This window comes from Faecalibacterium sp. Marseille-Q0746 (assembly GCF_017377595.1).
Classification (GTDB): domain Bacteria; phylum Bacillota; class Clostridia; order Oscillospirales; family Ruminococcaceae; genus Faecalibacterium; species Faecalibacterium duncaniae.
This window is the reverse complement of sequence record NZ_JAFREI010000010.1, coordinates 35,187-58,412: the sequence shown is the minus strand read 5'-3', so window position 1 is coordinate 58,412 and position 23,226 is coordinate 35,187. Positions and strand designations below refer to the sequence as shown.

At 55.9% G+C, this 23,226-nt stretch carries 23 protein-coding genes and 2 pseudogenes; 15 read left to right on the top strand and 10 right to left on the bottom strand.

The window, feature by feature from the left end; translation table 11 throughout:
- A complete protein-coding gene (locus tag J3351_RS07530; RefSeq protein WP_207697450.1) occupies window positions 1-2,226 on the top strand; it encodes a penicillin-binding protein 2 in 2,226 nt (741 codons plus the stop codon).
- 162 nt (window positions 2,227-2,388) lie between these two features.
- Window positions 2,389-2,793: a methylglyoxal synthase gene (gene mgsA / locus J3351_RS07525; RefSeq protein ID WP_097770635.1), complete on the top strand. Its 405-nt coding sequence runs from the start codon at window positions 2,389-2,391 to the stop codon at window positions 2,791-2,793.
- A gap of 76 nt (window positions 2,794-2,869) precedes the next feature.
- Here mgsA and J3351_RS07520 read toward each other — a convergent pair whose 3' ends face one another.
- From J3351_RS07520 to J3351_RS07505, 4 genes are all read right to left on the bottom strand, one after another.
- Entirely contained in the window at window positions 2,870-3,382 is a 513-nt protein-coding gene (locus J3351_RS07520) for a nitroreductase family protein (protein ID WP_207697449.1), read from the bottom strand.
- A 96-nt stretch (window positions 3,383-3,478) separates the two neighbouring features.
- Window positions 3,479-4,375 (bottom strand): hypothetical protein, encoded by an 897-nt coding sequence (locus J3351_RS07515; protein ID WP_207697448.1) that lies wholly within the window; start codon window positions 4,373-4,375, stop codon window positions 3,479-3,481.
- Between the two features lie 2 nt (window positions 4,376-4,377).
- Window positions 4,378-5,169, bottom strand: coding sequence for a DUF975 family protein (locus J3351_RS07510; protein WP_207697447.1), 792 nt, complete (start codon window positions 5,167-5,169; stop codon window positions 4,378-4,380).
- A 117-nt stretch (window positions 5,170-5,286) separates the two neighbouring features.
- Window positions 5,287-6,117, bottom strand: a complete 831-nt coding sequence (locus J3351_RS07505) for an AraC family transcriptional regulator (RefSeq protein ID WP_307862857.1) — start codon at window positions 6,115-6,117, stop codon at window positions 5,287-5,289.
- A 216-nt stretch (window positions 6,118-6,333) separates the two neighbouring features.
- Between J3351_RS07505 and J3351_RS07500 the strand changes: the two genes are divergently transcribed.
- From J3351_RS07500 to J3351_RS07485, 4 genes are all read left to right on the top strand, one after another.
- A complete protein-coding gene (locus tag J3351_RS07500) occupies window positions 6,334-7,722 on the top strand; it encodes an MFS transporter (protein WP_005932378.1) in 1,389 nt (462 codons plus the stop codon).
- Complete coding sequence (locus tag J3351_RS07495; RefSeq protein WP_156068862.1) at window positions 7,723-8,478, top strand: S9 family peptidase; 756 nt, start codon at window positions 7,723-7,725, stop codon at window positions 8,476-8,478.
- Between the two features lie 12 nt (window positions 8,479-8,490).
- Complete coding sequence (gene bilR, locus J3351_RS07490; protein WP_207697445.1) at window positions 8,491-10,416, top strand: bilirubin reductase, long form; 1,926 nt, start codon at window positions 8,491-8,493, stop codon at window positions 10,414-10,416.
- Window positions 10,417-10,647: 231 nt separating this feature from the next.
- Window positions 10,648-11,124, top strand: a complete 477-nt coding sequence (locus J3351_RS07485) for a hypothetical protein (RefSeq protein WP_207697444.1) — start codon at window positions 10,648-10,650, stop codon at window positions 11,122-11,124.
- Window positions 11,125-11,272: 148 nt separating this feature from the next.
- On the opposite strand, the gene J3351_RS07480 is transcribed toward J3351_RS07485, so the two are convergent.
- Both J3351_RS07480 and J3351_RS07475 read right to left on the bottom strand, forming a co-directional pair.
- Complete coding sequence (locus J3351_RS07480; RefSeq protein ID WP_207697443.1) at window positions 11,273-11,632, bottom strand: DUF2500 domain-containing protein; 360 nt, start codon at window positions 11,630-11,632, stop codon at window positions 11,273-11,275.
- Window position 11,633: 1 nt separating this feature from the next.
- Window positions 11,634-11,981, bottom strand: coding sequence for a DUF6054 family protein (locus J3351_RS07475; protein ID WP_005932394.1), 348 nt, complete (start codon window positions 11,979-11,981; stop codon window positions 11,634-11,636).
- 155 nt (window positions 11,982-12,136) lie between these two features.
- Between J3351_RS07475 and J3351_RS14145 the strand changes: the two are divergent.
- Window positions 12,137-12,436, top strand: a pseudogene (locus J3351_RS14145) (sigma factor); the annotation flags it as partial.
- Here the strand turns inward: J3351_RS14145 and J3351_RS07465 are convergent.
- Window positions 12,371-14,224 (bottom strand): recombinase family protein, encoded by a 1,854-nt coding sequence (locus J3351_RS07465; protein WP_242699347.1) that lies wholly within the window; start codon window positions 14,222-14,224, stop codon window positions 12,371-12,373. The pseudogene J3351_RS14145 and the gene J3351_RS07465 overlap by 66 nt on opposite strands.
- A gap of 98 nt (window positions 14,225-14,322) precedes the next feature.
- On the opposite strand from J3351_RS07465, the gene J3351_RS07460 reads away from it, so the two are divergent.
- The 4 genes and pseudogenes from J3351_RS07460 to J3351_RS07445 all read left to right on the top strand — a co-directional run.
- Window positions 14,323-14,463 (top strand): Maff2 family mobile element protein, encoded by a 141-nt coding sequence (locus tag J3351_RS07460; protein ID WP_117505164.1) that lies wholly within the window; start codon window positions 14,323-14,325, stop codon window positions 14,461-14,463.
- A gap of 132 nt (window positions 14,464-14,595) precedes the next feature.
- Window positions 14,596-14,838 (top strand): AbrB/MazE/SpoVT family DNA-binding domain-containing protein, encoded by a 243-nt coding sequence (locus tag J3351_RS07455; RefSeq protein ID WP_097770648.1) that lies wholly within the window; start codon window positions 14,596-14,598, stop codon window positions 14,836-14,838.
- Complete coding sequence (locus tag J3351_RS07450) at window positions 14,825-15,433, top strand: L-2-amino-thiazoline-4-carboxylic acid hydrolase (RefSeq protein WP_226972282.1); 609 nt, start codon at window positions 14,825-14,827, stop codon at window positions 15,431-15,433. The genes J3351_RS07455 and J3351_RS07450 overlap by 14 nt, the downstream gene beginning before the upstream one ends.
- 21 nt (window positions 15,434-15,454) lie before the next feature.
- A pseudogene (locus tag J3351_RS07445) lies at window positions 15,455-15,781 on the top strand (CD1107 family mobile element protein); the annotation flags it as partial.
- Window positions 15,782-15,818: 37 nt separating this feature from the next.
- On the opposite strand, the gene J3351_RS07440 reads toward J3351_RS07445, so the two are convergent.
- A complete protein-coding gene (locus tag J3351_RS07440) occupies window positions 15,819-17,042 on the bottom strand; it encodes an ATP-binding protein (RefSeq protein ID WP_097770650.1) in 1,224 nt (407 codons plus the stop codon).
- Window positions 17,043-17,290: 248 nt separating this feature from the next.
- On the opposite strand from J3351_RS07440, the gene J3351_RS07435 reads away from it, so the two are divergent.
- Both J3351_RS07435 and J3351_RS14345 read left to right on the top strand, forming a co-directional pair.
- Window positions 17,291-17,545 carry a hypothetical protein gene (locus J3351_RS07435; protein WP_197036997.1) on the top strand — a complete coding sequence of 85 codons (255 nt, stop codon included), beginning with the start codon at window positions 17,291-17,293 and terminating at the stop codon, window positions 17,543-17,545.
- A gap of 99 nt (window positions 17,546-17,644) precedes the next feature.
- Entirely contained in the window at window positions 17,645-18,241 is a 597-nt protein-coding gene (locus J3351_RS14345) for a hypothetical protein (protein WP_197036996.1), read from the top strand.
- On the opposite strand, the gene J3351_RS07425 is transcribed toward J3351_RS14345, so the two are convergent.
- Window positions 18,242-19,660, bottom strand: coding sequence for a sensor histidine kinase (locus J3351_RS07425; protein ID WP_374222240.1), 1,419 nt, complete (start codon window positions 19,658-19,660; stop codon window positions 18,242-18,244).
- Entirely contained in the window at window positions 19,558-20,280 is a 723-nt protein-coding gene (locus J3351_RS07420; RefSeq protein ID WP_117536127.1) for a LytTR family DNA-binding domain-containing protein, read from the bottom strand. Before J3351_RS07420 ends, J3351_RS07425 begins: the two co-directional genes overlap by 103 nt.
- Before the next feature lie 215 nt (window positions 20,281-20,495).
- Here J3351_RS07420 and J3351_RS07415 point away from each other — a divergent pair, with 215 nt between their 5' ends.
- Window positions 20,496-20,909, top strand: a complete 414-nt coding sequence (locus J3351_RS07415) for a response regulator (RefSeq protein WP_179860369.1) — start codon at window positions 20,496-20,498, stop codon at window positions 20,907-20,909.
- Entirely contained in the window at window positions 20,906-23,008 is a 2,103-nt protein-coding gene (locus J3351_RS07410) for a hypothetical protein (RefSeq protein WP_207697441.1), read from the top strand. Before J3351_RS07415 ends, J3351_RS07410 begins: the two co-directional genes overlap by 4 nt.
- Window positions 23,009-23,226 lie beyond the last annotated feature (218 nt).

The following is a 23,226-nucleotide window of genomic DNA, read 5'->3' as shown; positions in this document are numbered from 1 at the left end:
ATGAACCAAGAAGAACGGAAAACCGCCATCCGGCGGATGCGTGTTCTGGTTGCCGCTGCCTGCATCCTCATGCTGCTGTATGGGCTGCGGCTCATTTTTTTGCAGCTGGTCAACGGGGACGATTTCAAATCCCAGGCCACCAACACCACCGACTACAAGTTTACGGTCACGGCGGCACGCGGTGACATTGTGGACAGCAGCGGCAAGCGCATCGCCACCAGCGTCACGGGCTACAACGTGGTGCTCAACAAGCTGCTGATGGGAGACGAAGATCTGGACGGGATGCTCCAGAAGATCGTCGAGCTGCTGCGTGCCAACGGTGAGAGCTGGAACGATACTCTGCTCATCAGCCAGCCGGATGCAGCGGGCAATTATACCTTTACCGCCGAAGAGGGCAGCACCAGGGATCAGAAAGCCCTTGCCGCCATGAAGGACAACCTTGGTTTACAGCAGTATGCAACGGCCAATGATGTGATGGAGAAGCTGGTGGAGGACTACGACCTTGCCAGCTATCCGCTGAGCTGGCAGCGCACGCTGGGCGGCATCCATTACGAGATGCAGCTGCAGGCGTTTTCCAATGTGAACAACTTTATCATGGCGGAAAATGTCAGCGAGGCCACCGTGGCGACCATCAAGGAGCACAGCCTCTCGCTGCCGGGCGTGGAGATCGTGGAAACGAGTACCCGCAGCTATGAGCAATCCACGGTGCTGCCCCATGTGCTGGGCCGGGTGGGCAAGATTACCGCTGAAAAGTGGAAGGTGACCGACGAAAACGGCCAGACCACCTACCCCCTGCGCGAAAAAGGCTACAACATGAACGACATCATCGGCATTTCGGGCCTGGAATCGGCCTATGAGGACGAACTGCGGGGCAAGGATGGCGTGGAGACCATCACCCGCAACTCCGATGGTGTGATTGTGGATACGGCCCTGACCACAGTGCCCGAGCCGGGCCACACCGTGCAGCTGACCATCGACAGCCGGTTCCAGAAGGCGGTGGACCAGGCGCTGGCCGAGAACATCGACATGATCAACCGGGTCTACAACACCGGCAGCATGAAAGCTGCCGCCTGTGCCGCCGTGGTGCTGGATGTGAAGGACGGCAGTGTGCTGGCCGCTTCCAATTATCCCAGCTTTGACCAGAACCTGTATGCCACCCAGTACAGTGAGTATAGCGCGGACGAGAGCCTGCCCCTGTTCAACCGGGCACTGCAGGGCCTGTACACCCCCGGCTCCACCTTCAAGCCTGCCGTGGCGGTGGCGGCGCTGGATTCGGGCCTCATCAACCGGTATTCCACCGTGTTCTGCAACGGTGTGTACAATTATTACAGCGACTACCACCCCAAGTGTACCCGCCACGGCCACAGCGGCAACATCGACGTGATCACCGCCATCAAGTGGAGCTGCAACATCTTCTTCTACGACGTGGGCCGCCGCCTGACCAGTGAGGTCTACGACGCCTACGCCTACAAGCTGGGCCTGGGTCAGCGCACCGGTGTGGAGGTCAGCGAGGCGCTGGGCCACCTGACCAGCAAGACCGACTCCAACTATATCGAGTCGCTGGACGTCCAGGCCGCCATCGGTCAGGGCAACACCGTGGTCAGCCCGGTGCAGCTGGCCACCTACGCGGCCACCATCGCCAACCGGGGCACCCGCTACCGCACCCACTTCGTCAAGGCCATCCTGGACTCCAACACCGGCGAGGTGCTGCAGGAGACCCAGCCCGAGGTCATGGACGTCATTGAGGACAGGGGCGAGACCTTTGATCTGGTGCAGCAGGGCATGATCGGCGTGTCCCAGACCATCCCGGTGCTGGCCAGCTACCCCTATACCATCGCCTGCAAGACCGGCACCCCCCAGCGCAGCGAGGGGTACTACGTCGGCAGCACCTATAAGCACTACACCAATACCACGATGATCGCCTACGGCCCGGCGGAGGACCCCCAGATCGCCATCGGCATCGTGGTGGAGTACGGCGGCGGCGGCGCCCGCGCGGGCAACCTGGTGGCGGACATTGCCAACGCCTACTTCGCCATGCAGGATGGTACCCTGAATGAAGATGGCACCATCGGCAAGCAGGAAACCGCCGCAGACAGCACTTCTGCTGACCAGACTGCCCCCGCCCAGACCGAAACCGGCACGGATACGGCCACAGACCCCGCCGCAGGCACCACGGATGCTGCTCAGGAGACCGCACCTGCCGGGCAGGATGCTTTAGACAATTGAAGAAGGATAAAACGCTGAAACGCTGCGTTTGGTGAATTCTGGCGCTTTTTTCCGAAAAAAGTATGAAGTTTGTCTAAAAAACGGTTGTAAAAGAACGGAAACTGTGATACTATGATATATGCAAGAAAATGCCCACTGGCAAAACAAAGGAGAGGTTGACCGATGACGATTGCACTGATTGCGCATGACTCCAAAAAAGAGCTGATGGTTCAGTTCTGTACGGCGTATTGCCGGATTTTGAGCCAGCATAAATTGGTGGCTACGGGCACCACCGGCAAGCTGATCTCCGAGGCAACGGGTCTGCAGATCCAGCGCTTTCTGGCAGGTGTTCAGGGCGGTGATCAGCAGATCGCATCCCGCATTGCCTGCAATGAGGTCGATCTGCTCCTGTTCTTCCGCGATCCGATCAACGCAAAGCCCAGCGAGCCCAACGAGATGACCCTGCTGCGCCTGTGTGATGTGCATAACATCCCGCTGGCCACCAACATCGCCACCGCGGAGGTGCTCATCCACGGTCTGGAGCGTGGAGATCTGGATTGGCGGGATATCGTCCACCCGCAGAACTGAAAACTGGAATAAAATACAAGCCCCCGCATGTTGGCCGGAAAACCAACGTACGGGGGCTTTTTGCATCCCTGTGATGTTACAGGAACGTGACGGTTTCAGACAGAGGCTTGCGGGAGCTGTGGTTGGGCAGGGGGCCTGCACCCTCGGCAGCGTGGCCCAGATCAAGGAGCATCACGATCGCCTCGTTTTCGGGCAGACCCAGCGCTTTTGCCAGCTTGTCCGGGTCAAAAAAGTTGACCCAGCAGCTGTCTACGCCTGCATTGGCAGCGCCCAGCAGCAGGTGGGTGGCCACGATGGCGGCATCCTCCATGCCGGAGTTCATCCGTTCGCCGGGGTAAGTAAAGGTGTGGTTCTTGTCATAGGCGACCACCAGACAGACGGGGGCACCGTAGCGGCAGGGAGTGGCAGCATCGATCTTTGCCAGCCCCTCTTCGGACTGAACGACGTAGATGCGCTGTTCCTGGGTGTTCTTGGCGGTGGGTGCCAGCCGACCGGCTTCCAGAATGGTGTGGAGTGCTGCAGCGTCTACCTTGCCTGCACCAAAATTTTTGCAGGAATACCGCTGTGCAATAAGCTGAGTGAATTCCATAACGATCTCCTCCTGACTTGGATTGGACGGAACAGAGCGCCGCTTGCGGGTGCTCTGTTATGCTGATTATACCACACTGCGCCGGTGGTGCAACCCTTAAAAGAGATCCAGCATGTTGTCCAGATAGATCGCCTCCCGGACGTGGATCTGATACTCCGGCCGGGTCAGATAATAGAGCAGAAACTCCAGCACCAGCGCGCTGCCCAGGCCGCGCCCTTCCAGCTTGAAATTGGAAAAGCCCAACGGCAGATAGCGCTCCCGGATGTCCGCAGTGCCGATGAATCCGGGGTTTTCCATCGCCTTGGAAAAGCGGTAGCCCTCCTGCGCGCCGGGGGCGGTGCACCGATGTTCGCAGACCTCCCCCAGATTTTTGCGACTGACGGCTTCGTAGCAGCGCCTGCGCTCGGTGCAGCCGAACCAGCAGCACTCGTTGCAGAGAAATTCTACCTTGTCCTTTTCGGGCTGGGAGAGTGCATTCAGGACATCGAAGGCCTTGTTCAGCCGGAAGTCCGGCACGACATACCGGAACTCCGGCCGCCGGACCTCTGCCTGAAACGCCCGAGGATCCGTCAGAACCTTGGTAGTGGAGGATACGAGATAAAGCTCCGGGTAATGCTGCTGCAGGTAGTTCAAAAGCAGCTCGGAGTGGACGATGACCCCGTTCTGCACGGTGCCCCGCTGGGCAAACTGCTGACACACTGCGTTGCATTTCCGGTCTGAGAGGTGCTCCGGGCGGAGCAGGGAATTGCTGAATGTGAGCCGGGCAGAGATGCCGTATTCCTGGGTCAGGGCCAGAACTTCGGCGGGGGAGTGCTCCCCGGCCTCCACGCGGCCCCCGCCCCAGATGCAGTCCGGCGGAGCGCCGTAGATGGAGCCGATCTCGCACCAGTCATAAAAATATTCCCGGTGCTCCCGGAACAGGGGCAGGAACAGGCGGTAGAGCTCGTAGAACTCGAACAGTCCGGGCAGGTGATAGCAGGCGGTATGTTTCATTCTCAGATTTCCTCGGTGTCAGAAGGTGCGGCGGTGATATCCCGGTAAAAGATCGCCCAGGCCGCTTCCTCGTAGGGGTGCAGAAAGAAAAAGCCGGCGCTCAGCGGGATGGACAGCAGGATCAGCGGAACAAGGACCGTATCCGCCGAGCGGGTGAAGGCAAAAACGAGAGAGAAACCAATCAGCATGGGCAGGGTGCAGAGCAGCTCCCAGCCCAGAAAGCTGAGATCGAGGCAGAACAGCCGCCACTTGTTGCCGTCCATGATGCGCCGGGATTCAGTGATGGCTTCGTTGGCCGTCAGGCCGGGGTGCTCGGCCATGATATAGGGGGTCATGGCATAGCTGTAGGCTTTTACCACGCCGGGGATGAACAGCAGCAGCGACCAGAGCGCCACATAAAGCCCCTGCAGGAAATTCATGCAGAAGCCGTCCCACAGGCGGTGCTTCTGGGAAGCAAGGTCGGAGAGGGCAGCGTCCCTGCCGTCTGCAAGGTTCAGGTTGAACCGGGCGTAGCCCAGCCGCGCCGCACCGCTCACGATGAGGGTGAACACTGCCCAGGCTAGGATGCAGATCACGAGAACCGCCAGCACGCCGCCGCTGCCGGTGGAAAACAGCCCGGCAAACCCTGGGGTGTCGCCGTTGGCGTTCTGGCTCATGTTGGAGATGACCCTGTCTGAGCTGCTCACAATGTTGGCGCTCAGCAAACTGGCGATCAGTCCGGCCAGAACGGCTGTCTTCCATCTGCCGCGTAGGGCATCCAGCGCAAGGGCACGATAATCAGCAGAAAATTTCATAGAGCTTTCCTCCTGTCTGTAATGGAGATCGTTCGTTGAAAAACGGCAGCTGCCGTTTTATACAGGATACGTTTCAGCCTGCACAAAAATTGCAGCCGGGACTTCTTTTGCAAAGGCTCATCCCCGGGCATCCTGCCGGGTGGAGCTGAAATATTCCTTGGGGGTCATACCGTACTCCTTTTTAAAGGCGCGGAAAAAGTGGTTGTAGCCCCCGAAACCGCTGGTTTTGTACACCTCGGTGATGGGCAGGCCCTGCTCAATGAGGGCACAGCAGCGGTCCAGCCGGGCCTTTACGATGTAGCGGTGCACGGTCTGGCCGGTCTGGCGTTTGAATTCCCGGGCAATGTGCTCCCGGGAGACGAAAAACTCCTTTTCCAGACGCTCCAACGTCAGTTCCTCGGTGAGGTGCGCTTGAATAAACAGGAATACCTCGTCCAGCATCAGGTGGTGGCGGCTGACCGAAGCGGTGTGGAATTCGGCATGGATGCAGGCACGCAGCGCCAGCACCACGAACATCTGCAGGATGCCGTGCTCGAACGCCGCCGCGCCGAACTGGCTGCTCTCCTGGGGGAGCACCAGCAGCTTCCGGGCAAGATTTTTCAGCAGCATATAGATCTGACTGTCCGGCCGGACAGCCACCTGCCGGAAGGGCACCACGTTGAAGCTTTTTTCAAAGTCAGTGTCCTCATCCGACAACTGCGCCAGCATCTGGGGAGACAACTGCACCCGGATGATCTCCAGCGGGCCGTAGGCTCCAGCATATTCCAGCCTGCCGCCCTGCCCGGGCTTGAGGATGATCAGGTTCTGCTGCTGGGCGGGCAGCACCACCTCGCTGCACCGGAACACACCGCTGCCCCGCATGACCAGAAACAGGTCATAATACGCGCCGGAAAAGAATTCCCGAACAGTGCTTTGTTCAAAAAGATAACGTTTGGCTGTATAATTCACCAAAATTCCCTCCGTGGAACTGTCAGATGCGACAGTTTGTTGTACACAACTGAAAAGTACAACTGTCATAATTGCATAATACATCAATTTGCGATAGTTTTCAATCATTTTTTGGATATGCTTTGACGCAAAATTAACGTATAATGCAATCGAAGAGAAGAGGCTTGTGTGAAAAGCCTCGTGGTTTCATCTGTTTTTTAAGGAGGATAAAACGCAATGGACCAGAAAAAGACCGTTCGGCCCTTCTCCATGAAGGACAAGATCGGCTATACACTGGGCGATTTGGGCTGCTGCTTCACGGAGCAGTACCGCGCCATGTATCTGTCGATCTTCTACACCCTGATCCTGCAGGTCAACCCCTTCCATGTGGGTATCCTGCTGCTGATCACCAAGATCTGGGATGCCGTCAACGACCCCATCATCGGCGCGATCGTGGACTCCCGCAAGGCCACCAAGGGCGGCAAGTTCATCCCGTGGATCCGCGCTTTCTCGTTCCCCATGGCAGTGCTGTGTGTGCTGGCCTTTGTCAATGTGGGCAACATCAGCTATGGTCTGCGTCTGGCTTACATGTTCATCACCTATGTGCTGTATGAGGCACTGTACACCTGCGTCAACGTGCCCTTCGGCACCCTGTCCAGCGTGATGACCGATGATGTGAGCCAGCGCACCGCCCTGTCCCGTTACCGCAGCCTGGGCGGCACCATCTTTATGACCGTCATGGTCATGGTCGGCCCCCTGTTCCTGTATGTGGACAACCAGCCTGTGGCTGGCCGCTTCCTGATGCTGGCCTGCATCTGCGCCATGCTGGGCCTGCTGTGCCTGCAGATCACCTGCGTGTGGTGCAAGGAGCGTGTGGAAGTGCCTGAGCGTCCGCAGGGCGAAAAGCTGAACTATCTGCACGTTCTCAAGGAGATCTCCCACAACAAAGCCCTGCTGGGCGTGATGTTCTTCAGCCTGACCGGCATGATCGGTGCATCCGTGGTCAACGGCCTGAACACCTACCTGTACAAGGACTTCTTCGGCAACGTTAAAATTCAGGCTGTCTCCGGTATGCTGAGCGTTCTGTACGCTGTGCTGTCCTTTGCCATCACCCAGCCTCTGGCCAACAAGCTCGGCAAGAAGGAGTGGTGCTGCATGGGCGCAGGCTTTGCCGCCGTCGTGTTCGGCATCCTGTTCTTCTTCCCCATCCATAACCCCGTGGCTTTCATCGTTATCAACGGCATCTGCTACCTGGGCGCTTCCGGTATGCAGGTGCTGATCTGGGCCATGGTCAACGATGCCATCGACTACCATGAGCTGCAGACCGGCGAGCGCAACGAGGGCATCGTCTACTCCACCTACTCCTTCTTCCGCAAGCTCGCAAGCGCCATCTCCGGCAGCCTGTCCAGCTTTGTGCTGGGTGCAATCGGTTACAACGTCACCGCAGGCGCTGTGCAGACCGCAGGCGTTGTGAACGCCATCTGGAAGAGCTACACCGGCGTCTACTTCCTGGGCTACGGCATTGCAGTGGCCATCCTGTTCTTCGTCTACCCCCTGACCAAGCAGAAGACGGCCGAGATGCTGGCAGAGCTGAAGAGCCGCCGTGCCGCAAAGGAGAGCAAGTAAATGAAGATTTTACAGGTCCAGTTTCAAAACCGTAATGGTCACACCCTGCGCGGCATCGTGACCCTGCCTGATACGGAGGGCAAGGTGCCCTTTGTGGTGCATCTGCACGGCTTTGCCGGCAGCTGCAGCGGCTACAAATCCATGTACACCCACCTGTCCCGCGCTCTGGCAGCGCAGGGCATCGGCAGCGCCCGGTTTGATTTCTACGGCAACGGCGAGAGTGACGGCGAGTTCGAGGATATGAGCTTCGATGGCCTGCACACCGATGCACAGGATATCTTTGCATGGGCAGCCCAGCAGCCCTATGTGGACAGCGAAAAAATGTTCCTCTCCGGTCAGAGCATGGGCGGCTACATTGCTGCCTCCTGCGCTCCGGTGATCCAGCCCCACGGCCTGATCCTGCTGTGCCCGGGCGCAGGGATGTGGTTCGGCTGCGCCCAGCGCGCCGACGGTGTGACCCAGACCGGCAAGGACTACGCCGACATGGAGGGTCTGTGCTACAAGATGGCCTTCAACTATGAGATGGCCAAGCACCCCGATCCCTTTACCGAGGCCAAGGGCTACAACGGCCCGGTGCTTCTGCTGCGGGCCGACGATGACCGTCTGGTGGACGAGGGCACCTGCAGCCGTTACGCACAGGTGTACACCGCACCCGAGGTGGACACCATTGCAGGCGGCGGACACAACTTTGCCACGCTGACAGCCCGTGCCGCCGTGGAGGAAAAGACCGCCGCATTCATCAAAGCACATCTGTAAGGAGGCATTTGTATGGAAAACATGATCCTGCAGCCCATTGTAGTGGGCGGACAGACCTTTAAGAACCGCATCATGTTCCCCCCGCTGACCACCGGCTACGAGAAAAACGGCATGATCAGTGAGCAGGACATGGGCTTCTACACCCGTCTGGCCAAGGGCGGCGTGGGCTACATCGTTATGGGCGATGTGGCACCCATCAACAGCTTTTCTCCCACCCCCAAGCTGTTTGACGACAGCCAGATCCCTGCCTTCAAGGCACTGGCCGACAGCGTACACGCCTACGGCACCAAGCTGGGCGTCCAGCTCTTCCACCCGGAGTACGATGTGGATGCCATCAACAGCCTGTTCATGCAGAAGAAGTTTGACGAGATGCGTCAGCGCCTGCATCACGACATGATGTTCTTTACCGATGAGGTCAGCGAGGAAATGCTGATGGCCATCATCGATAAGATGTGCGCCTGCGCGGTGCGTGCCCAGAAGGCCGGTGTGGACGTGATCCAGATCCACGGCGACCGCCTGAACGGCTGCCTGTGCTCCACCCGGATGAACCACCGCACCGACAAGTTCGGCGGCAGTCTGGAGAACCGGGTCCGCTTTGCCCGGATGCTGACCCGCGCCATCCGCAAGGCTGTGCCGGATATGATCATCGACTACAAGCTGTCCATCGTTACCCCGCAGCGCGGCAAGGGCGGCATCGACGAGGCCGATGCGGTGCAGTTCGCCCAGTGGCTGGTGGAGGACGGCGTGGATATGTTCCACGTTGCCCAGGCCAACCACACCGGCAACATGGCCGATACCATTCCTCCCATGGGTGTGCAGCCCTACGGCTTCTTTGTCAGGATCGCCGGGGACATCAAAAAGGCTGTCAATGTGCCGGTCAGCGCCGTGGGCCGTATCGTGGATGCCGAGATGGCAGAGCGTGTCATCGAGAGCGGCATGGCTGATATGGTGGCTGTTGGCCGTCCGCTGCTGGCAGACCCTGATTGGGGCGCAAAGATCGCTGCCGGTAAGGCCTGCGATATTCGCCGCTGCATCAGCTGCAACAAGGGCTGCACCGATGCCATCCAGAACCGCCAGTTCCTGTCCTGCGTGCTCAATGCCGAAAATGGCTATGAGAACAGCCGCAGCATCCAGCCTGCCGCACAGAAAAAGAAGGTGGCTGTTCTGGGCGGCGGCCCTGCCGGTCTGGAGGCTGCCCGTGTGGCAGCCCTGCGCGGTCACGATGTGACCCTGTTTGAGAAGACCACCTCTCTGGGCGGTCAGCTGAACATCGCCTGCGTGCCTCCCCGCAAGGAGGAGATGCGCCGCGCCGCACAGGATCTGATCCGCGCGGTCTGCAATGCCGGGGTGCACCTGTGCATGGGGCAGACCCGCACGGCAGAGCAGCTGAAGGAGGCCGGTTTTGAGGCTGTCATCAACGCTGTGGGTGCCCACAGCGCCGCACCCCGCATCCCCGGCATTGACAGCGTGAACGTGGCCGATGCCTGGAAGGTGCTGGCCGGTGAGCAGCAGGTCTACGGCACCGTGGCTGTCATCGGCGGCGGCATGGTGGGCTGCGAGACCGCAGAGTATCTGGCTGCCCGGGGCTGCAAGGTGTCTGTCATCGAGATGATGGACAAGATCGCAGCAGGCGAGAGCACCACCATTCTGCCTACCCTGCTGGAAAACTACAAGATCTACGGCGTGGAGCAGTACCCCAGCCACAAGGTCAAGGAGTTCCGCATGGATGCCGTTGTCTGTGAGAACAAGGACGGCGCAGAGGTGACCATCCCCTGCGATTACATCGTGCTGGCTATGGGCGCACGCTCCAATGAGTTTGACGCTGCTGCGCTGGAAGCTGCCAACATCCCGGTGTACTCCATCGGCGATGCCGCAGGCAAGGCTGCAGATATCTCCAACGCCATCCGTACCGGCTACGATACCGCCTGCCAGCTGTAAAGTAGTCTGAGATGCGCACAGCGCATCGCCAAAAGTGCAAGCCCGGAAGGTCTGTGTGCCTTCCGGGCTTGCTTTTTTTGGGAAAAGACGTGATCATTGGCTGCCCTCTGCGATATTTTTCCGCCGGTTAAGCCTGGATATAGAAATCCGACAAGAGTTGTGTTAGAATAAGGCATCCGGGAGCGCCATGCGGCGGGTGCTCCGCTTCAACATGAAAAATGGAGGCTTTTTATGAAAAAGACCTATCGCTCGTTCTTTTGTCTGCTTGCAGTGCTGCTGCTCAGTGTCAGTGCACTGCCCGCTGCCTCGGCACTGTTTTCGGAGCGGCTCTACTACTATGGTACGGTAGAAGAGATCAGCCGCGCTGCGGACGGTACGGTGGAGTCTGTACTGGTGACCGCAGAGGGGCAGGAGACCTATGAAATGGTGATCACTGAGCGCACCCAGTGGCAGGACCATGACGAAAAGACCACCTCCGATCCCGCTACCCTTGCAGTGGGGGAGCAGATCTGTGTGGTGCACGACCCTGCCGTGATGATGTCGCTGCCGCCGCAGTCGGTGGCTTATACCGTCATCCGCAATTTCCCCGAAGGTACGGATCTGGAGCAGGAAGCCCGCGACGCTGCCTGCCCGGTGAAGCAGTTCTTCGCCCGGACCCGCAAGGCCATTGAGGGCTGGTTCTACCAGACCATGCCCATTGCAGAGTGAATCTGACTGCATCGTAAAAAAGGAAAACATCTGCTGTCCCGCGCCGGAGGCTGTTACGTCCGGCAAAGGGGCAGCAGATGTTTTTTTGTGTGTAATCCTGCCTTGTTCAACTTACGATTCATCCAGTTGGGCAGCAGTGCAGAAACACTCAGTTCCGCTGGAACCCAAGATAGCGGGTACCCTGAAAACTCAGCTTTCCAAGGTCGCCCTCCACAAGCATTCCGTAGTCCGAACCACTTACGGTAAGCTCCATGCGGTCGCCGCTTTCCACCTGAAAGGTTACATAATAGGTGGTAAACGTATGCATCATCGTGTTGTCCGTGTGGTGATGAGAGACCTCCGTGCGCTTTGCCACCACCGCTGCCGGAACGGTGAGCCGCGGCGAATGGTTGTTTTTATTCCAGGTGCGGATATTTCCGATGATGGCATACAGGATCATGCCCAGAACCACAAGGAACAGGATGGGAAACAGGATGCTGAACAACAGATCAAATCCAGCGAAAAACATCTTACTCCTCCAAAATTTCTTCCAGCAGTCCCTTTACGTCCTCCAAAAAGGATTCCTCTCCAAGGGTGTTCACTTTGAAGAACACCGCCTGACTGCCGCCTGCGGTGATGGCGGATAACCGGATCGGGCTGTCCCCGTTCTGAAACATGGTCAGCGTCAGACTCAGGCGATTACCGCCCATCACGCTGTACCGTTCAAAGACGCGGACGCTGCACCGGGCATCGCCCTCTTTGAAATCACTTCCGGCTTCCAGCTCTGCCGACCAGCTGCTGGCTGGAATTTCGTTTTCCAACTTCCAGAGCAGCTGATCAAATTTCTTGTTTTGAATGGTCTTTTCAAAGATCGCCATAATGGTTCCTCCGTTTTACCAACAAAATTCGGTCCCTTATCCTTAATACGAAAGAACCCGCAGGAAAATTGCAGAATTCCATCCCTGCGCTCCGGATTCGGAGGAATACTTTGTGATCTTCCAACAGCATACAGTAGCACCAGGGGGTGCTGTGTATGCTATTAACGCTGCTGCAATTTTTCGCTACAAAATTTCTGGTGCTGGCGCTGCATCTGGAAGCGGGGAGTTTCCCAAAGCCGCTCAGTGCACGGGAGGAGATCGAAACCTTTGCGGCCCTGCGGGCGGGGGACAGGAGTGCGCGGGAAAAGATCATCCGGCACAACCTGCGGCTGGTGGCCCATGTGGCAAAGAAATACTATGCCCAGCCTGGCGACCAGGAGGACCTGATCTCAATTGGAACCATTGGGCTGATGAAGGCCGTGGATACCTTTGACACCACCCGCAAGGCGCGGTTTGCGACCTATGCCAGCAGATGCATTGAGAATGCTATCCTCACCCGAGCGAACGCCGGATGGAGAATCGGAACCATCTCCACCGCCCTCGGGGTCATTCTCGTCCTCTTCCGGGTCTACCGGGAAGGTGGTCCAGTCGATTTCATCCTCCGGTGAACCGAAGAGCACCACATGCGCCACCTTGCCGTCCCACACCACCTTGCGCACCACGGTGCGGATGGCGGCACGTTTTTGGGTCACGGTCATATCGTCGATGTTGTCGTGGAACACGGTCAGCAGTTGACGCATCAGGTCAAATTCCATCCCTGCCAGAACCCCTTCGTCCGTAAGGCTTTCCAGTTCCCGGATGCGGGAGCTCAGGGCGGCATCCTGCCCGTTCAGCTCCTCAATGCGCTTTTTCAGGTGGACAGCAGCGGTGCTGTCGCTGAAGTCAGCCAGCGAATCGATCAGTGCATTGATCTTACGCTGCGTCTCGGCCTGCTCTTTGCGCAGGGTGGAAAGCTTGGTCTCAAACTCGGAGCGGTTGCCTGCGTGGGCGGACTTTGCCTTTTCCAACTGCTTCATAAAGTCGCTGGAATGGTCGGCAAGGTGCTTGACCTGTTCGCAGATGGCAGCATCCAGCAAATTGCCGTTGGCATTCCGGACATTACATAACTCTCTCCGGCTGCGCTCCTTCAGTTTGCACATATAGGGAAAGACCACCTGCCCGTCGGCAGTTTTGCGCCCGGTGACCTTCGGGTACATCCGGCTGCCGCAGGAGCACCACAGCAGACCGGTGAGCAGAGCTTCGTTGCCGCGGGACTTGTGGTAGGACTTGGATTTGTTCCGCTCCAGGGATTCCTGCACCCGGATCCACCGGTTCGAGGAGATGATGCCGGGGTGCTCGCCCACCGAAACGATCCACTCGTTGATGGGATTGTAGACGGTGGCACGCCCCTTTTCCTGATCGCTGCGGTGGTAGGCCAGCACGCCGCGCACACCGTCGAAATCGGACTCCGGGGTGAACAGTTCTGCCTCATTGTCCACAAAATACTGATAGGCGTCCTTGTCTGCAATCAGGTAGACAGGATTCTGCAAAATCGACTTGATGGAAAACCGGGTGAACGAACGCCCGGTTTTTGTTTTGATGCCCTGCCGCAGCAGCTCGGTCTCGGTCATGGTCAGAGAATCGTACTGCTCGTAGAGGTCGAAAATTTTGTAGATGATCTCTGCTTCGTCCGGCAGCAGCTTGAGCTTGCAGGCCTTTTTGGTCTTGCCGTCCACCGTGATGCTCTTGACGCTCTCGGAAGCGTAGCCCGTGGGGGTGGTGCCGCCCAGCCAGCGCCCGGTCTTTGCCAGCTCGTGCATGTTGTCCCGGATGCGCTCCGCGATGGTCTCACGTTCCAGCTGACTGAACACGGATGCGATGTACATCATCGCGCGGCCCATGGGGCTGGACGTGTCAAAACTTTCACGGATGGACACAAAGTCGATGCCCAGCCGTCCCAGTTCTTCAATCAGGCTGGAAAAGTCGCTGATGTTGCGGCTGATGCGGTCCAGACGATAGACCACGATGGCACGGATCTTCCGCTCTTTGGCGGCGGTCATCATCTTTTTGAAGTCCGGGCGGTTCAGGTTGCCGCCGGAAAAGCCCTCGTCCTCAAAGACGACCGCTTGCTGTGCTGCGGCATCGCCGTAGTGGGTGCGGATGTATTCGCGGCAGAGGTCGATCTGATTTCCGATACTTTCGCCCTTGCCGGTGTAGCGGGATTTGCGGGAATAGATGGCAATGGTGTCGGCAGTTTTGGCCATGAGATACTCCTTTCCTGTTGTCCGGTGGCCGTAGATGCGGCTATTGTAGCATGGCAGGCCATGGTCTGCAAGGTTTTAATTATAAAGGAGAAACGACTATGGAATTCTTTAACTCTGCTGTGGAAGTTCTGCAGACTCTGGTGGTGGCTCTGGGTGCCGGTCTCGGTGTTTGGGGTGCAGTAAATCTGCTGGAAGGTTATGGCTCGGATAACCCCGGTGCCAATGCTCATGTGCCATAAAGTAACACCACAATATGAAAGACGGCTATCCCCATTATTCCGTAATCAGTAAAGGTGATTTGACATTTTTCTTGAAGTGGTGTATACTTTTCATGTAAGTATGAAAAACATGAATTAAGGAGATGCTGTACAATGTCCATGCCAAAAGGAAAGCACATATTTGGAACTGTTAAGGTTGGGGAGCGCGGACAAATTGTCATTCCCAAAGAAGCGCGAGAAATATTTGACATAAATCCCGGAGACACGCTACTCGTTTTAGGCGATGAGGAACAAGGAATAGCTGTAGTCAAAGCTGATGTAATGAAAGAGGTTGCTGTAAAGATTTTGAAAGGTTTAGGCCACTTCAAGGGAGGAAATGATGATGAAACTAAATGAAACTACGCTTCCCTTTTTAGAAGTGGATTGTATTCAACAGTTTGGGCAAGAAAAAGGAAAGCTGATTTTTGAGCAAGCAGAAAAAATTTATCAAGAACTTCTGAATAACGCCGACTATCGCAATAACGCCGCAATTCAAAATCATTTGCAATTAAAGCTATTTCCAACGTTGGCTTATTACAAGGCACTTCGAGGAGAGGGTATAAACCAAAATGAAGCGTTAGAATATGTTAGAAACGAAACCCATAAAGCCGCAAACGTTCAAAAAGAAGAAATGAAAAAGTTAGGAAGTATGCCTTTTGCATATACCATCTATCGGTTAGGTGTAAAAAAGCATATGCGAAAAAATTTTCCCGATGACGGTTGGACAACGGAATGGGTTAAATGTAATGGCAAAGAGATACACTTCAATTTGCATAATTGCATTTATTGGGAACTAACAAAAATGTATGATTGTCCAGAGTTATGTTGTGTGTATTGTGAAAATGATGATATTTCTTTTTCAGGTTTATTACCCAAAATTCGTTTTGAACGAACTGGCACATTAGGAAATGGTTCGCCATATTGCGATTTTCATTTTCTAAAAGTGAGGTAAAACCAATGATTAAGAATTATTTACCACACCAGCTATTCCGATGGCAGCGGGCAGCAGTTCATCACGCTGGTCAGCAAGTCGGGTGCGACTTTTTATCTGGTCATTGACCGTAATGCCAAGGGACAGCAGACCGTCCACTTCATGAATCTGGTGGATGAAGCCGACCTTCTGACCCTGATGGAAGAAGAGGATGCCGAAGTCTATACTGCTGAAAAAGAAGCTGTGGCGCAGGCCGAAAAAGAAGCCCTTGACCCCGATGCAGATTACACCGAGGACAAGGGCGATTTTGAGATTCCAATGGAGGATGAGCCGGAGGAACCCGGCAAGGAGGACATGGCGGAAGAATAATTTTACTGGCGGCATTTGCCGCCCTACATATTGAAATTCAGATAATCCAAATCGGGACGATATAGTTGTCTCGATCTATGATGCCGACTTTTGGCTTCATGCAGACGATAGCACCTTTCCCGCGTGGGACAGAGGCTTTGTCCAGCAAAGAGAACACCTTCGTCAATTCGGTGCCGGGATTCGAGGTCTTTTTGATTTCGATGGGATTCAGAACACCATCCTGCTCCAGAACAATATCAATCTCTTTTGCATCTTTGTCGCGGTAGTAGTACAAAAACGGCTCTCTGCCGGTATTCAGATAGGTCTTCGCAATTTCGGAAACAACATAGTTTTCGAGGATTGCACCGTTCATGGCACCATACTCCAGAACCTCTGCACTGCTCCACTTGGTCAGATAGCAGACCAATCCCGTATCATAAAAATAGAGCTTTGGGGTTTTTACCAAACGCTTCAGAAGGTTATTGGAATAGGGGTGCAGATAGAAGATGATACCCAGTGTTTCCAAAATGTGCAGCCAATCTTTTGCCTGCTTCTGATTGATGTCCGCATCCTGTGCAATTTCGGCAACATTCAGCATCTGGGAGCAGCGCGCCGCAACCGCCGTCATGAAACGCAGAAATTTCAGTGCATCGATGGCATCTGAAAGCTCTTTTACGTCACGTTCAATATAGGTGGAAAGGTAGCTGCTGTAAAAAATCTGGCTGTTGGTATTTTTTCCGCTTGCAATAGCGGGCATGGAGCCCCGATAGATACGCTCAAAGATATCTTTGGTATCTGCGGGCACAGCTTTTTCCTCGCGGTTCAGCAGAGCGTCCAAATCCACACGGAAAGGCTCGGTATCTGCACCGTTTATTTCTGACTGCGAAAGAGAAGTCATTGACAGCACTGCAACACGCCCGGCAAGTGATTCCTGTACCCCGTGCATCAGCTTGAACACCTGTGACCCGGTCAGCCAAAAGGCACCCGGCTCATGGTGAGTATCTGCATAGACTTTGATATAGGTAAATAGTTCCGGTGCATATTGAACCTCATCAATCAGAACCGGCGGCTTATGCAGCTGCAAAAACAATTCCGGATCATTTTTTGCGAGTGCCCGCTCGTTCAAATCGTCCAGTGAAACATATCCACGGGAAGTTCCTTCCATGAGCTTTTGCAGCATAGTTGTTTTTCCTACCTGCCGGGGGCCGGTCACAAGCACAACCGAATATTCCTGCGTGACCTGCTGCACAACTTTCTCAAGACTTCTTGTAATGTAACTCATATTGATCACCTGCTTCCGATTTCGGCTGATTTTTCTTATAATTCCATTTTAGCCGAAAACTTTGTCTTTTTCAAGTACATCTGGATGTTTTAATCGCATTATAAAAAGTTAGGAGTTGATGCTTATTGTCTTATCGCTTAGTAATCGCAGAAAAGCCCTCAGTCGGGGTTGCTTATGCAAAAGTTCTCGGTGCGACAAACCGCCAAGATGGCTATTGGGAGGGAAACGGTTATCTTGTCAGCTGGTGCATGAACCGTTACGTCCGGCGTGGTTCCAAGGGCATTGCGCTGCTGGATGAATCCGGCGGATACCCGCGCCTGCACTATGTCTTTGATGTGTCTGATACGGCACTGCGGCGAAACGCCCTGTACCCGGACCTGTGGCAGATCAATGAATCCCTGAAAGAGCCGGTCAGGTCTATGTTGGCAGAAAACTATGGCGTTCACAGCGAAAGTTTTGGCCAGCAGCTGGCGGATGTGGCCGGAAAACTGGTGCAGTCCTAGAGTGCGCCCTCCACGTTGATGGGCGTACAGTGTCCGTTCCGCTGTTGAACGAAAAACAGCTCGTGGCACGCAGTACGGCTGAAGCTGCTGGAAAGCGGTGTGATCCATACCGTGACACTGAAACAGACCGAGTGCCGCAAAAGGAACAAAAAAATAGCCGCCGCGGTCTACCTGTATCAGGCGGACAACGACGGCGAATGGGGTAATCTGCGGTTTGACTTTGAAAGCGGCACAGCGGAGATCGTAAAGCTGGCGGATTGGGATACGGTAAAATCTAACATCTTTGCAAAAACGGCGATCCGGTTTGTTCAGGGCTTACCGGAAGCGAGGCTGCTGAAATCCGTGGTCGTGCCGTTTGAGATGGGGATTTCGGAAAAACCCGCCCTTCCGACGAGCACGGCAAAAGCAACGAAGATCAATCCCGCACACACAATTTCTCTGCGGCAGACGGAGTGTCGGAAAACAGGTGAAACGATTACCGCCGCTGTCTACGAATATCTGGTAGACAACGATGGCGAATGGGGCGAGCTGCGGTTTGACTTTGAGAACGGCACAGCCGAGATAGTAAAACTGGCAGATTGGAACACGACAACGTCCAACATCTTTGCAAAAACGGCGATCCGGTACATACAGGGATTTCCGGAAGCGAGACTGCTGAAATTTGTAGTCGTGCCGTTTTGGAAAGGCTGGACATAATTATCCCCGAAGCATGACCTTTGCGCAGAACAGACCGTCCTGATAGGTAACCGTACTTGCCCCGCCGGATTTTTCTGCGATATGGCGGACGGACTGGATTCCGATGCCGTTTCCCTTGCGCTTGGACGAGCGGAAAACTCCGCTATTTTCGTTGATCTCCCCGTCAAAGGCGTTTTCCGCTTCGATCAGCACGAGCCGCGCGGCATGGACATACGCGGTGACCTCGATCTTCCGCCGGGCGGGAGCGGTGCGAAGGCTGGCTTCGAATGCGTTTTCCAGAAGATTCGACAGCACCAGACACAGATCGATCTCGTCCACGGGAAGCGCCTGCGGCAGATCCAGCTTGGCACAGAAGGGGATCCCCTCACGCTTTGCAAGGGCACAGTAATAGCCTACAACACTGTCCGCCGCCCGGTTTTCGCAAAAGCTCATATCCAGCTCCGGGATGCGGGAGACGGTTTTTGCAAGATAAGCCTTCAGACCGTCCAAATCTCCCGCTTCAGCCAGCGCGGAGAGCTGATTCATCTGGTGGCGCATATCGTGCCGTGCCTGCCGGGCTTCCTCGATGGCGGCTTTCAGGCTTTCGTAGCGCTGCTGCTGCATGGAAAGAAACTGGTTCTCCTGCTGCAATCTCGCGTTCCGGTTGATGCTGATCGCCATAAGAAGGAAGATCGCGTTAAAGAAGAGCATCAAAAACAAAAGCGCGATGCTCATAACGATGTAGACCTGCAAGACCCGCCCGGTCTGAAGCGTCGTCGGGTAACGCGGGATCATGAAAAGGTTCAGCAGAATGAACACAAGCGGCAGCACCCAGAACGCATACCATGTCTGCGCAAAGTTATCATCCTCCACCATCATGCGCACTGCGTGGGTGGCGGGATAATACGCTGCGGCAGTGATCAGCCAGCAGACCGCATTATAAAAAATGCAGGCAGCAAAACAGAACCACGGCTTATCCGGCGGCAGCTGGTGCCGCAGTGTGATCGCCGTGCCGATGGCGCGGGATAAGCTGTTCAGGCAGGCGAACACCGCGCAGACCGCCAGCGCAATCGTTCCGGACTTCCAGAGAGAGGTCTGCAATGTTTTGACATACAGAAGGCTCGCCGCAAGTGTGATAACCAGCAGGGGGAGCGCAGTCGGGCTGTTGAAACAATAGCAAAGCAGTCCGCCGCCAAGGCAAAGCCCGAGCAGCAGCGGCACTGCCCATGCCGCAAGCCTTGCGGGCGGCTGCTTCAAATAAGAGCGCACCGGAAAATACGCGAGCAGCAGACCCGGAAAGACCACGGTGAGCTCCAAAATCGGGCGCAGGAGGTCCTTCAACCCACACGCCCCCTTTGCAATAGAAACTCCATAAATGCCTGCCGGGCTGCCTTTAAAAGCTCCTGACTGACATAGATGCGGCTGCCGTCCGTCATACAAAAGGCGGCATCCTGAAAATCGGCAGCGTTCTCCATATTGACGATCGCACCGCGACCGCAGACGAAAAACCGAGGGTCTTTTTTGAGCGGCTCTGTGAACGCCTTGAAGCTCTGGCGCGTGGCAAGCGTTTTGCCGGCGGTGGTGCGGATGCTGATCATGTGGGCAAAATGCTCGGCGGAAACGATATCCCGGTAGCACAAACGGATGTCACTGCCATCGACCTTCACCGTCAGAATCGGCTCGGGGCGCGGAAGCTTTGAGAGCATCTCATCCAGCAGGGCAGAAAGCTCGGCTTCGGAAAAGGGCTTGACCAGATAATGAAGCGCCCGCACCTGAAAGCCCTCGAGCGCATGGTCTGTCGAGGTCGTGGTAAAAACCAGAAGGCAGTCTGCATCGGTTTTTCGCAGCTCCTTTGCCGCCTCCATGCCGCTTAAGCCTTCCATGTAAATGTCCAGAAATGCGGCGGAAAAACGCTGCTCGTTTTCTGCCGCCAGAAAAGCCTCTCCGCTGTCAAATTCCAGAAGCTCCGCCTCTGTGCCGCGCGCGCGCAGCTGCCGCACCAGGCGCTCCTTCAGTTGCGCGCGCTCCGCATCGAGGTCATCGACAATTGCAATTCTCATGCTATACCGGAAAGCTGCTTACAAACAGCTTCCAACCTCCTTTATAAAATCTTTCATCCTGATTATAGCACAGTTGCCCGGTTCTGTCGCAGCAGAAACCGGGATTTCGTGCCGGAAACCGGGCTTTCGTGCCAAATGCCTTGAAAAGGCTGCGCCTGCCCGTATACTGAAGACAGAAAAACCCCCAACGACGGCAGAAGGAAAGGAGGGGTGTTGTGCATCGAATCGCCGTGCTGACAAACAGCATGGCGCAGGAAGCCTTTTTAGCAGAGCAGCTCCTACGGTTCTGCGCCGAGCATTGTTTGTTTCCCCAAATGGATTGTTACCGCGATCAGGAAAGCTTTTTTGAAGCCGCACACAACGAGCCGCTGACCAATGCCTTGATTGCCCTGCCGGGTGTCGATGGCTTGAACGCGGTAGAGCATCTGCGCACACTTTGTCCCCAAACGCGCATCATCTGGTGCAGTGACCTGAATTTTTCGCTCCACGCCTTCCGGCTGCGCGCAGACTACTTTCTGCTCGAGCCGGTGACCGAAGACGCTTTACGGCAGGGCTTTTGCAGCTGGCTGGACAAGAAAGCGCCGCTCCGGTCTGACCGCAACGAACACAACAAGGAGAACGGTTTATGAAAAAGAGAAATATCATCCATTCTGCGTTAAGCCTGTCCCTGACAGCTGCCCTGTGCCTTTCCATGGCTGCCTGCGGCGGAACGCAGCCCCCTGCGGACAGCAGCGCCGCTTCTGCAGCTCCCGCACAGCCTGCTGCGGTACAGCCCGCGGCGGAGGAACCCACCTCTACGGCACTGCCCGTGAAAGCCCTGCACCCCAAGCAGGTAGATGAGAACCCCTACATGGCCAAGAGCGATGCAAACATTCATCACGACGGCTACAACACAGATTCAACGGATGAGATCCTGCCGCTTGCGATCTATCCCGAGATCAACGTTTCCTATGAGACGACGAACGCGAACGCTTCGCCCGCCATCTACTTTGACAGCTACGGTCATGCCGTTGTGCCGCTGCTGGGCGGCATCGCCATCCGAGATCTGAACGCCGAAGAGACAAAGACGCTCGGCTATTTCTCCCCCAAACAGCATGACGGCGGCGGTTACGTTATCCAGAGCTCCTATACCTTCCTTGACGAATCCAACCGCATCGTCTGCCCCACGAGCAACAACCATGTGCTGATGCTCCGCGCAACGGATGAAAACGGCAATGTTCTGCCGGAATTTGAAAAGGTGCTGGACATTGATATCAAAGCTGCTGCCGAGGCCGCGCTTGGAAAAGAACTGACGCAGAATCTTCTGTCCGTGGTCTTTGACTATGACGGAAACCTCTGGTTTGCAACGGGCGGCTTCCGCATTTATCCGCAGCGCCAGCAGCAGGGCGTCATCGGCTATATTGCCCGTTCTGCCATTGATGCGATCCTGAACGGCGAGCAGACTGACCTTTCAAAGGCTGTCTTTGTCTACGAGCTGACCCCCGGCGAGGGTGCCGAGAACGGCATCGCCGCCTCCAAGGAGGGTGCGGTGGTCCTCACCAACCAGAACTGCTATCTTCTGCGTGCAGAAGAAGGCGTAGACGTTGTGTGGTGCACGCCCTATGAGAGCGCAGGTGCAAAGGTGAGCGGCGAAGGCGATAAGACCACCGGCGGCGGTCTTGCATGGGGCGGCGGCTGCTCTCCCACACTGACACCGAACCTTGTGCTGTTCACCGACAATCAGGATATCGTAAACCTTCTTGCGCTCGATATGAAGACCGGCGAGGTCGTGGCAAGCGCCCCGGTGCTGGATGACCTGCCCGAGGGCTATCAGGTAGCCGTTGAGAACTCTGCCATCGTCTATGACGACGGCAACGGCACCGTCAGCACCATCGTCTGCAACTGGTTTGGCGCGGGCAATGCAGGTCTGGCTGATCCCAACAACGACTCCTCCATCCAGAGCTACGCCAATATTTACGACCAGAACTGGCTCATGAAGGGCAACATCATGATCGCCCCCGGCATCGAGCGCATGGACACCGTAAAGACCGCAAACGGCTACGAGATGAAGAGCATCTGGAGCCGGAACGACCTGAGCGACACTTCCATCCTGAAGCTTTCCACCGCAACGGGCTATATCTACGGCTATGTGCAGGATGTGACCACCGGGATGTGGCAGTACATCATTCTGGATTTTGAAACCGGCGAGACTGTTTTCACGATGGATGTTTCCAACAAGTACGGCTATAACAACATGGCCATTGGAATGTATGCCGGCAACAGCGGCAATGCGCTCTACTGCCCGACAGGCTATCTGGAACTGCTTCGTTTGCAGGACCGTTTCGTTTATCTGCCCGAAATGCCCTACCGCAAGGTCGATCTTGATCAGGCAGCAAGAAATGTCCTCTCGCAGGAACAGTTTGCGCAGGACGGCGGCGAAGGCACCGTTGCAAGCTGGCGCAACACTGTGACCGTCCGCAACGTACATCCCAACACCACGGTAGCTTTCCGCATGAATAACCTGTCCGGCAGCACCTCCGGTCTGACCCTCTACGCCTATGGCGTGGACGGCAAGCTAGCAAAGGTCGATCCTGCACTGTGGTCGATCACAGACGAGGACGGCAAGGCTGTAACGGAACTTACCGCCGGCACGCTCTATGAGCTGCGCGTGACCGTTGCCGACGGCGGTGCGTTCGACCTGAGCGAGGCGGAAAAGGAGATCAAAATTTCCGTTGTACTAGCGAAGTAAGACTCAAGGAAGGCTCCGGTGCCAAAAGCGCCGGAGCCTTCTTCAGCCTGTCAAAAAACCACAAAGTCATCTCCCCGTTTCTGATATAATGAAAGAAACAGGGGTGTAAAGCATGCCTTAAATGATTTGCGCCCGTGCCAGCATAAATGCTGATACGGGCGCTTCTCTGTTCCATTCACAGCATATCGGACTGCCCGGTGGCAGTCCGATATGCTGTG